This window comes from Jeotgalibaca ciconiae (assembly GCF_003955755.1).
GTDB lineage: Bacteria > Bacillota > Bacilli > Lactobacillales > Aerococcaceae > Jeotgalibaca > Jeotgalibaca ciconiae.
On record NZ_CP034465.1, the window covers coordinates 1325469 to 1338513 of the forward strand.

Consider the following 13045-nt stretch of genomic DNA (forward strand, 5'->3'; position numbering starts at 1 on the left):
TTGAGGTGAAAAGAATTGGCAAGTCATAAATTTTCCATGGAGAAAATATTAGGGTGGCGTTTTGATTTAGAGGACGAAGCAAGGTTACAACTTTCGAATCTACAAGATAAATGGAACAGAGAGAACCTGCAACTTCAAAGCTTGATTCAAGAGAATATCAAAGTGAAGAACGACAACTTGAAAAATACTCAAATCCAAACATTACGCTATAACGATTATTATAAAATGGTCATTGACGAAAAAATTGTTCAGCAAAAAAATCAGATGGATTCTACACAAGCACAAATAAATAAAGCACAAGAACAATTGCTTGATGCTCATAAAAATCGTAGAGCAATGGAAAAATTAAAAGAAAAAGAGCTTACTGCAGCCGAAGAAACGATGAAAAGGCTTGAACAAATGCAATTAGATGAATTCGCAACGATGAATTATAAGCAAAGAGCATTGTAGGCTAGGAAAAATAATACAGCGAAAGACCTTCACCTGTATGATTTTTCCTTTGAAAGGAGGTGAAATAAACTGGAAAGTGTGTCGATAAACCCGTTTATTCAGTTTTCAGGAGAAAAAGTATCCGTGATCCCGTCTCCTGATGCCAATCAGTTTCAAGAATTGTTGCATCAGTTTCTTGAACAGCCAACTGAACAGTTGAAGTCAGAAGAACAAGATGTCACATTCATACAAACATCTGAATCAGAAAATGAAGAAGATATGGAAAAAGCAATGGCAGAAGCAACGAAGACACTGCTGCAATTCCAACATGTCCGGCCAGTCATTCCCGATATTCAGAATGTTCAAAAGAGTGAAATGAGCATCGTAGACGGTGAACGGTCAATTGAAAAAACACTGCCTCTTTTTGTAGCTCCTTTTGCTGATGGAACCACAAAAACAATAGAGCAATTTGATGTTTGGGACGCTGAAAAATTATTCGAAGAAGCGCCACAAGAGCCGAAAAAACAAGCGAGGATTCCTGAAGTTGCTTCTCAAGTATCAGAGCTTGTTCCGCCTAAGGAGCAACTACTATTTGAAAAAAAACTTGGAACAGATCAATCCACCTTGTTAATTGAAAATCATCAAGTAGATTCAAAGGTACATTTTGATGAGAAAAACTTCGAGTCAGCTGATGAGCAACTCCAACAAATAGAAGAACTATCAGAATCTAACGGAATAAGCTTGTCAAAAGAAAAAAAGGTCTTGCCTAAAAAGCTCATAACTGAAAAATCAGACGAGACGATTGCATTTCAGCCGACGAAATCTGTTCCTGTCGAAGAGAAAATCGAGAAGAAACCATTCGTTGTAACAGAGTTATCAAGTGAGTTGCCTGAAAAGAATCTAAGCGTTCCGATAGAGCTGCCGAAAGAAACAACGATTGCGCCAAGCGGAAAACAAGTACAAATTACTTGGCAAAATCCCGAACAATTCGTGAAGGATATTGGAGAAAGCATGAATCTTTCTATTAAAGACATGGAAACTCATGAAAATAAACGGATACAAGTAACGATTACACCAGAGAAGCTGGGTGAAATGGAAATCCATCTTGAATGGAAAGAAGATAAAATTGTCGCAAAAATGTTTATCCAAAAAGAAGATATCAGAGAGCTTGTTGAAAGAAAAGTGCCGACAATTATAGCTAATACTCAAAATGAAACAATGATTCATTCCATCGTCATTGAAGAAATGCCTCAAGCAAATACTGCATTTGCTGGACAAACGATGGACTTTGGTGCAAACCAACAATCTACAAATAATTCGGGAAAAATAAATAAAGCAGGTATACAAGATTTTGAAGAAGAAACGGAAGAAATCCAGGAACCAGCTTCAAAAGGATTAAGTCTTTATATCTGAGAAAGGGAACAAACATGGAAATTTCACAGAATTTTACAATTGGCTCTACTAATCAAGTGCAAACGGCTGCTAAGAAATCAAACTCCGATATGAATATGGATGATTTCCTGAAAATATTGGCCGCTTCATTGCAAATGCCATCTATGGGCGGTAGTGAAGGTGGATCAGATAGTTCGATGGATTATATGAGTCAAATGATTCAGTTCAGCACCATTGAGCAGTTACAAGATTTATCAGAATCATTAACGACAACGATGCTGATGACGCAACAACAACAAGCACTATCGATGATTGGGAAAGAGGCAACAGTGGTACAGGATGGCGAACGGGTTACGGGAATTGTGGAAAAAGCAAAATTTTTAAACGGATATGCGACTCTTCAAATTAATGGAAAAGATTACTATATGAGCAGCGTCATGGAAGTTGGAGCGAATACTCAGTGAATTTACGAATAAACCAACCGTCGTATCCAATACCCAATCCATTACAGAAACCAATCGTCCAGGATAAGAAAGAATTTCAATCTGTCTTATCAGAAAAAAAGTTAAATGATTTAAAAATATCCAACCATGCACAAAAGCGTCTGGAACAGCGTGGTCTTCATCTAGAAGAAAATGATTATACACAGTTAAATTCAGCCGTGGATGAATTAGAGGAAAAAGGCTCAAAAAATTCTTTATTGCTTTACAAAGATTTGGCTTTAATCGCCAGTATCCATAATCGCACCATTATTACTGCGCTAGACCGTGATGAGGTTGATACCATTACGAATATTGACAGTACAAAATTTGTAAAAACACAAGGGCTGGACCGCAAGGAAGCCTCGTCTACTGACCGATTGATGTAGACACCAATAAGAATGAAACAGAATGAAGTGGAGGAAATAATAAAATGTTAAAATCTTTATACTCTGGTGTTAGTGGAATGAAGAATATTCAAACAAAAATGGATGTTATCTCAAATAATATTGCGAACGTAAATACAACTGGTTTTAAGTCAGGCCGTGTTCGTTTTGAAGATATGATCAGTCAGACACTCGCAAATGCCCAAACAAATGTTAACGCAAAACAAGTTGGATTAGGTGTTCAAGTTGGGTCCATTGATAACGTTATGGGTGGAGGAAACTTACAATCTACTGGTAGAGACTTAGACTTTGGGATTGAAAATGGCGATAACTCCTTCTTTACTGTAAGTGCAGATGGAGAAGACGATGAAGTTTACTACACAAGAGATGGCGGTTTTTATATTAACCCAGATAATGAACTTGTAACAGCATCCGGCTATCATGTGCTGGGAGTAATGTCTCCTGCAAAACTTGATGAAAATTTTGATATTACTTCTCTTGAATACGATGAGGCAACAGGAATCAGTAAAATTTCGATTCCAAAAACAATGACAGATGCTGCTGGTGTTGCACAAGATTTAGATAGCTATTCGATTGATGGAAATGGTTTAATCTACGGTGTTTACAATGGTGAATCTTATGTAATCGGACAAGTGTCACTAACGAATTTCAGTAATCCAAGCGGACTTGAAAAAATCGGGGGCAACATGTACCAAGCTTCTAATAACTCAGGAGAAGCTCAAGTAGGTGCAGCCCACCAATCTGAATACGGTACAATCCGTAGTGGCTTCTTAGAAATGTCAAATGTGGATTTATCGAATGAATTTACTGAAATGATTGTAGCGAGCCGTGCTTACCAAGCAAACTCACGTAGTATCACGACTTCTGATCAAATGTTAGAAGAGCTATTAGCATTAAAACGTTAATAAAAAATTTTTAATAGATTAGAGGTAAGAATACCGTGATTATTTTGAAAACTGTCGCAGGGAAGGATTTTTTCTTGAATTGCGAACTAATTTATCGGATTGATGAGAATTTTGACACGATTATCACGTTAACAAATGGTAAAACAATTCCTGTGGCTAACACAGGAGAAGAAATTACAGAAAAAGTTATCGCATATAAGCGAAGAATCATGAATGCTGTGGATTACATTGAAGGGAGGGATAGCGAATGAAAAGAAGTTACGTTTCAGTCATATCATTAGCAGTAGGATTTGCAATGATTTTTTGGGCTATCATTGATGGCGGAGGCAGCGTTGGAGCATTCGTTGACGTTCCTTCTATTATCATCACTGTATTTGGTTCTTTCTGTGCGCTTTTAATTAGTTATCCCATCGAGCAAATCAAGAAAGTTCCCCGGGTCTTAAAGAAACTAGTTGCATCGCCTGATGTGGACCGAGAAGAACTAATAGAGCGAATTGTTGAACTGGCTCGAATCGCTAGGAGCCAAGGTCTTTTAGCTTTGGACAACGAATTGGCTGAAATCGAGAATGAGTTTTTATCAGAAGGCTTAAAGATGGTGGTAGACGGAATGGATCCAGAGACCATTGAAGAAATATTAGAAATGAAAATTTCTAATATGGAAGATCGCCATGGAATTGGACAAGGGATATTTCTAAAATGGAGTGAATTGGCTCCTGCTTTCGGTATGATAGGAACTTTGATTGGTTTGATTAACATGTTGGGAGCTCTAACCGACCCAAGTACAATCGGATCGGGGATGGCAATTGCATTGATTACTACTTTTTACGGTAGTTTCTTAGCGAACTTGGTGTTTGTTCCAATCGCAACGAATCTACAATCGAAAACAGAGGTAGAAGTATTAATCTCTGAGATGATTCTTGAAGGGGTATTAGGAATTCAAGGTGGGCAAAATCCACGTATCATCGAACAAAAATTAACCAGTTATTTAGATGGGAAACCCAAACGGACACGTGTAGCAGATTCACAGGCAGTGCTGCAAAGTGAGGGACAAGGTTATGCGTAAGAAAAAGAAAAAGGAAGTTCAGAGCGCTGGCTCACCGCTTTGGATGACAACTTTCTCTGACTTAGTAACGCTACTATTAACCTTCTTTATTCTTTTGTTCTCCATGTCATCAGTAAGCGATGATAAGTTTAATAAAATGGCATCGTCCTTGTCTGGGGCATTTACGGGTGGAAATGGGATTTTAGATGGAATCATTATGCCACCAGAGGAACTCGTGGATGAGCAAGTTGATGAAGCGGTTGATACGTCCTCCTTTGATCCTGAATTATTGGACATGTACCATGAAGTCTATTATTTTGTGCAAGAACATGGATTAGAAGACAAAATTTCATTGACGGCTGATCAAGACGGTATCTACGTAAATATGAATAGTACTATTTTGTTTGGAGTAGAAAGTTCTGCTGTATCAACAGATGGAAGAGAATTACTAACTTCTGTAGCGGAATTAATTAATCGTTTTGAAAATAAAATTATCGTTGAAGGATATACTGATGATATTCCTAATCAATATGGGCAATATCCAACGAACTGGGAACTATCGGTTAGTCGAGCTGTTTCAGTGGTTCGTTATTTGAGCGAAAATGAAAGTGTCGATCCGAATCGCCTTTCTGCCGTTGGTTATGGAGAACACAAGCCTCTTGTGCCAAATGATTCAGCTGCAAACCGCGCTAAAAATCGACGAGTGAATATCGTCGTTGTGTATGAACGGGAGGAATAATAATCTTGAAAAATGAAAAGAATAACGGGGGACTTACTCTTCCTAAAATTATTATATTGGGTGTCGTAATTGCCATCCTCGCTATTGGAGGCGGAGTAATCGGCTCGATGTTTGACTCTGAAAAAGCTGCAGAATTTTTTGCGGCAACAGATGAAGAAACAGTAGAGATTACCGTTCCTTTGTCAGAATTTTTATTAAATTTAAAACCTGTTTCTTCTAATGATAAAAGTTACTTACGAATCGAATTTTCATTTATGGTATTGAGACCAGAAGATGAAGAGGAACTGCTTGCCCAAGAAGCTGTCGTTCGTGATGCAGTGATTGCCATTTTACGTCAAAAGACTGCTGATACAATTTTTTCAGAAGAAAATGGCAGCTTAACAGTTAAGACAGAAATAAAAGAAAAAGTAAATGAAATAATCGGTCGTCCAATTATTGAAGATATTTATGTGACGAATATGGTTATGCAATAAAGAAAGGTGCTGAAACTCAAATGGGAATGGAATATGTTTTGAAGAGTGTCGTGGCTCTGTTGATTATTATTGTTGCAGCAAATTTTTTATTGCAAAAAATGAATCGACTCTCATCAAAAGGCAGCCCAAACATGCAAATAGTTGAAAGAATGGCTGTCAGCCGTACTTCTTCTATTTGTATCGTTGAGATTATGGGAAAGTATTATTTGATGAGTTGCACCGAACAACATAATGAAATTCTCAAAGAGTTGGATGAAACTGAGATGAAGAGAAGCACCTCTTCTAGTTTTCTTATGAATCAATTGAAAGAAAAGAGGAGTAGCAATTGAAAAAAGCAATGAAGCCGATATTGCTCTCTCTTTTCATCCTTTTTTCTACTATGCCTGCTGTAAAGGCAACTGGATTAGAAGATATTCTGTCAGACGGCGCAGCGACGCCTGATGCAGTGAAATTATATGTTTTACTTGGATTATTGAGCATTATTCCTGCTTTCTTAATTTTAACGACGAGTTTTACGCGTATCATCATTGTCTTATCCTTTTTGAGAAGCTCACTAGGAACGCAGCAGAATCCACCGAATATGTTACTGACTGGTTTAGCAATGTTTCTGACGGTTTTTATTATGCAACCAATTTATTCTCAAGTAAATGACGAAGCACTTCAGCCATTTTTGAATGATGAGATTAGCATTGAAGTAGCTTTGGAGAGGGCAGAAGTCCCAATTAAAGATTTCATGCTGGATCAAACAAGAGCAAAAGATTTGCAATTATTTTTAGAATTATCTAACGCTGATTTAGAGATTGAATCCCGAGCAGACATTCCATTGTCGGCAACGATTCCTGCATTTGCGATCAGTGAGCTCCGAACGGCATTTACCATTGGTTTTTTGCTATTTATCCCTTTTCTGATTATTGATATGGTTGTAGCGAGTATTTTAATGTCGATGGGAATGTTCATGTTATCCCCGGTAATGATTTCCTTACCGTTCAAATTGTTGTTATTTGTATTAGTTGATGGTTGGTATTTAGTTGTGGAGTCAGTAGTTTTAGGCTTTTTCTAGAACGGATGAACGGATCGAGGGGTAGAAAATGACGTTAGAAAGTAGTTTAGATATCGTAAGAGAAGCTTTTCTCGTAATTATTACGGTAGCAGGGCCAGTTTTGCTAGTGGCTTTAGTTGTAGGGCTGTTTATTAGTATTATCCAAGCTGCCACACAAATCCAAGAACAGACCCTGAGTTTCGTGCCAAAAGTTTTAGCGGTTATTGGCTCACTGATTGTGCTGGGGAACTTCATGTTAAATTCCATAGTCAGTTTTACTGAAAGAATTTTTGAAATCATTTCTGGATTGTAGGAGTTGAGGAAGTGTCGCCAAGTTTGCAGGTTTTTTTATTAGTATTGGTGCGAGTCAGTTCTTTCATATTCATTTCGCCAGGATTTTCTCTCAAAGGAATGCCCGCTTTTATGAAGATTGGTCTTTCTGTTGGATTGAGTTTTCCCGTTTATAGTGTTCTTCCTGTTTTTTCAGAATCCTATGCTTTTCCAGTATTTGCTTGGTTCGCAACAAAAGAAGCGTTAATTGGTTTGACAATCGGTTATATCTCTTTACTATTCTTCACTGCTGCGGAAATGGCAGGCTCGCTTGCAGATGCGCAGGCCGGTTTCACAATGGCTGCTTTACTGGATCCTTCATTGGGCATCAACATGTCTTTTCTAGGAAAAGTTTACTATTGGTTAACTCTAGCGATTTTTTTTATTGCAGACCTGCATCATTTAATGATTCAAGCGATTGTCTATTCTTTCCAGCAAGTACCGATTGCAACGACTACAGCGGCCATTCAAACCGAGGGAATTGTAACACTTTTCTCGATGGTATTTACAGCTGCTTTTAATCTAGCAGCACCTTTAATGATAGTTGCGCTCTTAACGGAGATTTTATTAGGAGTACTTTCTCGAACGGTGCCGCAAATTAACGTTTTGATTTTAAGTATGCCCTTAAAAGTACTTGTGATTGTTATTTTTATGCTTGCTTTTCTGCCAGTGCTTTTGGAAAATCTATCTGCTTTCCTGCCACTGATGATTAAGTATACGAACGAGTTCATTCGTTCGCTGTCTATTGGATAAGAAGGTGAAAGTAGAAGATGTCTGAAAAGGACGGAAAAACAGAAAAGGCCACCCCAAAGAAGCTTCGCGATGCCCGAAAAAAAGGAGAACTCGCGAAGAGTCAAGAATTGTCCAGTTCCATAACGTTTGCGATTTTTGCTTTGGTGGGTGTGACACTCGTTACTTATACATTGGAAAATGCTTATCCTTTTTTAATCCGGATGCTGACCATTCCCAAATCCGTTGATACGATTCAAAATGATTTGAATCAAATCGGCTTGCAAGCTATTCTTTATTTCTTTATTTTTGTCGGTCCCTTCCTATTGGTTGGCTTTGTTGGTGCTTATCTCGCGAATGTCATGCAAGTTGGGCTTCTTTTTTCAAAAGAAGCATTGAAGCCAAAACTTAGTCGATTGAACCCAGTGAGCGGATTAAAAAATATGTTCAGTACAACAGCCTTATTCAATCTCGCAAAAAATTTAGCGAAGCTGGGTTTGCTGCTCTGGGTTGCTCTTTCTTCTGCGGAAGAAGCAGGCTATTATGCACTGAATGCCGGGAGAGTGGGAACGGAAAAACTATTCTTTCTTATGCTGGAAATCATTAAAAGTGTGAGCGCAAATTTGGCAGGACTCTTGTTTGTATTAGGAGCAGCGGACTTTGCCTATCAAAAGTATAGTTTCCAAAAGAAAATGAGAATGAGTAAACAGGAAATAAAAGATGAATACAAGGAAATGGAAGGCGATCCGCAAGTGAAGTCGCAGCGGAAACAAAAATATCGTCAGTTAACGCGTGGGATGGTAAAGGATGTTGATACGGCAACGGTTGTGATTACAAACCCAACGCATCTAGCTATTGCCATTCGATATGATCGTTCAAAAGATGATGTTCCAATTGTTGTAGCAAAAGGAGCCGATCACATGGCAGCTATTATCCGGGAACGCGCGAAAGACCATGATGTTCCCATTATGGAGAACAAACCAATCGCACGGGCTTTGTATCAGACAGTCGATGCAGGCCAGTCGGTACCCGCGGACATGTATCAAGCCATTGCGGAAATCTTAGCTCTTGTCTATCAAATGGAAGAGTTACAGAAAAAGAAAATTTAATCAGTATAGAAATAATGGAGGAAGAAAGAAATGGCCATGAATATTTTGAAAAAAGCACAAAGAAGAACGGCAACGATGGACATCAGTGTATCGATTTTTGTCGTAATGATTCTAGCGATGATTATTCTTCCTTTACCAGTAGGTATATTGGATTTTATGCTGGTCTTGAATTTGGCTCTTTCTATTACAATTTTATTATTAACCTTATTTACGAAAAGCGTCTTGGAATTTTCTAGTTTTCCAACTGTTTTATTGATCACTACCATGTTTCGCCTTGGATTAAGTGTGGCTTCCACACGACTGATCTTGACTGAAGGAAATGCCGGGCAAGTAATCGATACCTTCGCCAACTTAGTAGCCGGTAATAACATGATTGTTGGAGCGGTTATTTTTCTAATCATCTTTATCGTGCAGATGATCGTTGTAACGAGCGGTTCGAGCCGGGTATCGGAAGTATCTGCCCGCTTTACCTTGGATGCGATGCCTGGAAAACAAATGTCGATTGACTCTGATTTGGCTTCCGGATTGATTACTGAAGAAGATGCTCGTAAACGCCGCAGTGACTTAGAGCGCGAAACGCAGTTCTATGGAGCGATGGATGGGGCAAGTAAATTCGTTAAAGGCGATGCAACGGCGAGTATTATCATCACCTTAATCAACTTACTTGGTGGTGTATTAATTTTCTCCCTGCAACATGGTATGGGAATTGGAGAGGCATTAAATCAATTTGGTAAGTTAACGATTGGAGATGGGTTGGTAAGTCAGATTCCAGCTTTGCTGATCTCGATTGCCTCTGGTATTTTGGTAACTCGTTCTGGAACATCTAAAAGTTTTGGTAGTTCTTTAGTTCCCGAATTATTTTCAACTACAAAAGTAATGTTTATCCTTTGTGGCATCATGATTGTATTTGGCTTCACTCCTGGCTTTCCTACTTTTACCTTCTTAATGGTTGGGATAGCTTCTGGCGTAGGTGGCTATCTATTGAATGAAAATGAAAAAGCACAAAAAGAAAAAAACATTCAATCTGAGCAAGAGCAACTTGCTCAAAAAAGAACCGAACGTGATAAAAATACAAAAGAAGTCATTGTGCCGCATCAAGTGGATGCCATCTCTATTGAGATTGGCTACGGATTGATCGGTATCGCCGATGAAAGTAAAGACGAAAATATTATGAGCCAAGTATTGATTATTCGTAAGCAATTCGCACAAGAACTAGGGCTGTTATTAGGACCGATTCGGATTCGCGATAATTTGCAATTAGAGATGAACGAATATGCTATTAAGATAAAGGGGAATACGCAAGCAAAAGGTACCCTTTATATGGACAAAGAATTGATGTTGATTCCCGATGGACAAGAAGTTTCCTTTAAAGGGATTCCAGCAAAAGAGCCGGCTTTTGGTTTAGATGCATTATGGATTGAATCTTCTGACCGAGAAATGGCAGAAATTAGTGACTTTACAGTTGTAGATCCACTCACTGTTCTTGTTACACATTTGAAAGAAACCATCCGCTTGAACAGCTATTCTCTCTTGGGACGACAAGAAGTGAAGCAGTTACTTGAAGGATTGAAGGATAAATACAATGTTGTTATTGATGAATTGATTCCAGATGTGTTGCGTTTAGGAGAAGTTCAAAAAGTCCTGCAGAATCTACTGAAAGAGCAAATTCCTATTACAGATATGGTTACCATTTTAGAAACTCTTGCTGACTATGGAAATACTGTGAAAGATACGGAACTATTAACAGAATATGTTCGCCAAGCCTTGAAGTATACCGTTGTTCAACCCTATATGGATGAAACGCAAACCCTACATGTCGTAACGGTACATCCAGATACAGAAGAATTATTGGGACGAAATATTCAAAAATCTTCTGCCGGCTCCATCCCTGTTTTACAGGGAGATGTCATTACAAGATTATTTGATTCCATCAAAACGATTCATTTTCAATTGGAGGCGCAGGGGATTCCCCACATTCTCCTAGTTTCGCCCAAAATTCGTCCTGCAATGAAGAATTTAATTAATTATAATTTTCCTGAATTGGCAGTCTTATCATTAAATGAAGTGCCAAATGAAATTGCGATTACAGCAGCAGGAATGGTTGAGTCAATCGTGTAGCGAAGTCTATAGGAGGTGAGCCATGTATTCTGAATATGAACAAAGCCGAGAAGATCAGATTCTTCAATATTTACCATTGGTAGAAAAAGTTGTGAATGGAATTAATGTGAAAAGCCGTGAATATGAACGAGGAGATTTAATCAATTTTGGTGTAATCGGATTGATGGATGCCATTGAAAAATACGATCATCTTCAAAAAGTTCCATTTGAAAGCTATGCGTATTTACGAATTCGCGGCGCCATTATTGACGAAGTTCGAAAGACTTCCCATGTATCTCGAAATGGAATGGACAAAGTAAAGAAATTCTATCGTGCCAAAGAAGATTTACAAAATTCTTTAAAACGTGACCCTTCTGAGAAGGAAATCATGCAGAGTATGAATTTATCTGAAAAACAGTTGGATGATATTTATGATATTATTCACCAGCTTTCAGCAGTAAGTTTAGAACAGTTGATATTTAATGAAGATGGTAATGGCACAACGCTTGTTGAGTTTATTGAAGATCCGCATACGGAACAAGCAGAAGATTTAGTATTGCTGCAAGAACAAAAAGCTTACTTGGTTGAAGCGGTTAAGCAGCTGACTGAGAGAGAACAACAAATTCTCCAGTTATATTATCATGATAAGCTGCCATTGAAAGAAATTGCTTATATCTTTGATGTTTCAGTACCACGCATTTCCCAAATTCACGGAAAGGCGATCGTTAAACTAAGAGATTATATTGGGAGGGAATACCGTGATTAGAAGTTTTAATACCTTGCAACAAAACTTTGCTAACTTACAAAGGAAGCAGGAAATGGTTAGTTCGAATCTTTCAAACTTAAATACGCCGGGATATCGTGCCCAAAAATCGGTACAAAGTACGCAAGAAGAACGAGAGATGTTTAATAACCTAGGCGGTGCGAACCGAGATCAACGAACCAATATTGGTGGTTTTACTTTTAGCAATTATATTGATGAAGTTTATGAAGATAATACACCAGGGGTTTTGAGACAGGATGATACGAACCCGACACAATACATTGAACTGTCTAATGTGAACGCAGCAGATGAAATGATTGAGATGATGAAAATTTCTCGTGAATTTGAAGCAAACCAGCGCGCGCTTCATGCAAGTGACGAGACCTTGCGAAAAGCAAGCAATGAAATTGGGAAAGTTTAGAAAAGGAGACCGGACATAAATGAATCCAGCTTTAGGAATTTCTCGAACAGGGATGCACGCATTTCAAAATGCGATGGATACAATCTCATACGATATAGCCAATGTAAACACAACAGCTTACAAAGGCCGCCAATCGGAATTTGAAACATTGTTGACAAATGCGACAACCACCCCCGAAGACCTGACGATTGAGATCAGCAGCGGCTCAAGAAATGAAGTTTCTGCATTGAACATGCAGCAAGGAAGTTTGACAGCGAGCGAAGGCGAGTTTCAGTTAGCGATTGTAGAAGGCGGTTTTTTCCAAGTTACAGGAGCTGATGGAGAAGCCTACTACACGCGCGATGGAAACTTTCTTGTGAATCCAAATGGTATTGTTGTGAATGCCCATGGGGAAGCACTAACGATTGCAGCCAACGCAGTACCGACTGATACACCGGTATATTTAATCAATCCAGAGCAATTAATAGCAGTAGGCGAAAATAAATTTGTCTTGGCCGATGGTGCAACAGCTGTTCAAGACAATAACGCAACGGTGCTTCAAGGTTACTTGGAAAATTCCAATGTGGATTTGGCTACCCGTTTTACAGATATGATGGTGGTACAACGTGCTTATGCTATGAATGTAAAAGCAGCGCAAAGTGCGGATGAGATGATGAGTATGATTAATCAGTTTAAGCAATAGAAAGAGTGT

The 13045-nt window shown here is 38.5% G+C and carries 18 protein-coding genes; all 18 read left to right on the plus strand.

All coding sequences use genetic code 11. The annotated features are described in order from the left end of the window. Positions 1-15 precede the first annotated feature (15 nt). Positions 16-450 carry a flagellar export protein FliJ gene (fliJ, locus tag EJN90_RS06255; RefSeq protein ID WP_126109529.1) on the plus strand — a complete coding sequence of 145 codons (435 nt, stop codon included), beginning with the start codon at positions 16-18 and terminating at the stop codon, positions 448-450. 123 nt (positions 451-573) lie between these two features. Next, on the plus strand, positions 574-1842 hold the full coding sequence (locus EJN90_RS06260; RefSeq protein WP_126109531.1) for a flagellar hook-length control protein FliK: 1269 nt from the start codon (positions 574-576) through the stop codon (positions 1840-1842). A 14-nt stretch (positions 1843-1856) separates the two neighbouring features. After that, entirely contained in the window at positions 1857-2285 is a 429-nt protein-coding gene (locus tag EJN90_RS06265; protein WP_126109533.1) for a flagellar hook capping FlgD N-terminal domain-containing protein, read from the plus strand. Continuing rightward, positions 2282-2689: a TIGR02530 family flagellar biosynthesis protein gene (locus tag EJN90_RS06270; protein ID WP_227872596.1), complete on the plus strand. Its 408-nt coding sequence runs from the start codon at positions 2282-2284 to the stop codon at positions 2687-2689. Before EJN90_RS06265 ends, EJN90_RS06270 begins: the two co-directional genes overlap by 4 nt. Before the next feature lie 44 nt (positions 2690-2733). Beyond that, positions 2734-3612, plus strand: coding sequence for a flagellar hook-basal body complex protein (locus tag EJN90_RS06275; RefSeq protein WP_126109535.1), 879 nt, complete (start codon positions 2734-2736; stop codon positions 3610-3612). Positions 3613-3647: 35 nt separating this feature from the next. Continuing rightward, a complete protein-coding gene (locus EJN90_RS06280) occupies positions 3648-3863 on the plus strand; it encodes a flagellar FlbD family protein (protein WP_126109537.1) in 216 nt (71 codons plus the stop codon). Next, positions 3860-4675 (plus strand): motility protein A, encoded by an 816-nt coding sequence (locus EJN90_RS06285; protein WP_126109539.1) that lies wholly within the window; start codon positions 3860-3862, stop codon positions 4673-4675. Before EJN90_RS06280 ends, EJN90_RS06285 begins: the two co-directional genes overlap by 4 nt. Next, positions 4668-5393 carry a flagellar motor protein MotB gene (locus EJN90_RS06290; protein WP_126109541.1) on the plus strand — a complete coding sequence of 242 codons (726 nt, stop codon included), beginning with the start codon at positions 4668-4670 and terminating at the stop codon, positions 5391-5393. Before EJN90_RS06285 ends, EJN90_RS06290 begins: the two co-directional genes overlap by 8 nt. 5 nt (positions 5394-5398) lie before the next feature. Continuing rightward, positions 5399-5866: a flagellar basal body-associated FliL family protein gene (locus EJN90_RS06295; RefSeq protein ID WP_126109543.1), complete on the plus strand. Its 468-nt coding sequence runs from the start codon at positions 5399-5401 to the stop codon at positions 5864-5866. Between the two features lie 20 nt (positions 5867-5886). Continuing rightward, on the plus strand, positions 5887-6195 hold the full coding sequence (locus EJN90_RS06300; protein ID WP_126109545.1) for a flagellar biosynthetic protein FliO: 309 nt from the start codon (positions 5887-5889) through the stop codon (positions 6193-6195). 8 nt (positions 6196-6203) lie between these two features. Then, the gene (gene fliP, locus EJN90_RS06305) at positions 6204-6926 is read left to right on the plus strand and encodes a flagellar type III secretion system pore protein FliP (RefSeq protein ID WP_126112332.1); all 723 of its coding nucleotides are present in this window, start codon (positions 6204-6206) and stop codon (positions 6924-6926) included. A gap of 28 nt (positions 6927-6954) precedes the next feature. Beyond that, on the plus strand, positions 6955-7218 hold the full coding sequence (gene fliQ / locus EJN90_RS06310) for a flagellar biosynthesis protein FliQ (protein WP_126109547.1): 264 nt from the start codon (positions 6955-6957) through the stop codon (positions 7216-7218). Between the two features lie 11 nt (positions 7219-7229). Continuing rightward, the gene (locus tag EJN90_RS06315) at positions 7230-7988 is read left to right on the plus strand and encodes a flagellar biosynthetic protein FliR (RefSeq protein ID WP_164544022.1); all 759 of its coding nucleotides are present in this window, start codon (positions 7230-7232) and stop codon (positions 7986-7988) included. A 17-nt stretch (positions 7989-8005) separates the two neighbouring features. Continuing rightward, complete coding sequence (gene flhB / locus EJN90_RS06320; RefSeq protein WP_126109549.1) at positions 8006-9073, plus strand: flagellar biosynthesis protein FlhB; 1068 nt, start codon at positions 8006-8008, stop codon at positions 9071-9073. 36 nt (positions 9074-9109) lie between these two features. After that, a complete protein-coding gene (flhA, locus tag EJN90_RS06325) occupies positions 9110-11191 on the plus strand; it encodes a flagellar biosynthesis protein FlhA (RefSeq protein WP_174919295.1) in 2082 nt (693 codons plus the stop codon). Positions 11192-11213: 22 nt separating this feature from the next. Then, positions 11214-11936: a sigma-70 family RNA polymerase sigma factor gene (locus tag EJN90_RS06330; protein WP_126109552.1), complete on the plus strand. Its 723-nt coding sequence runs from the start codon at positions 11214-11216 to the stop codon at positions 11934-11936. Next, entirely contained in the window at positions 11929-12354 is a 426-nt protein-coding gene (locus EJN90_RS06335) for a flagellar basal body rod C-terminal domain-containing protein (RefSeq protein WP_126109554.1), read from the plus strand. Before EJN90_RS06330 ends, EJN90_RS06335 begins: the two co-directional genes overlap by 8 nt. 19 nt (positions 12355-12373) lie before the next feature. Further along, positions 12374-13036: a flagellar hook-basal body protein gene (locus EJN90_RS06340; RefSeq protein ID WP_126109556.1), complete on the plus strand. Its 663-nt coding sequence runs from the start codon at positions 12374-12376 to the stop codon at positions 13034-13036. Positions 13037-13045 lie beyond the last annotated feature (9 nt).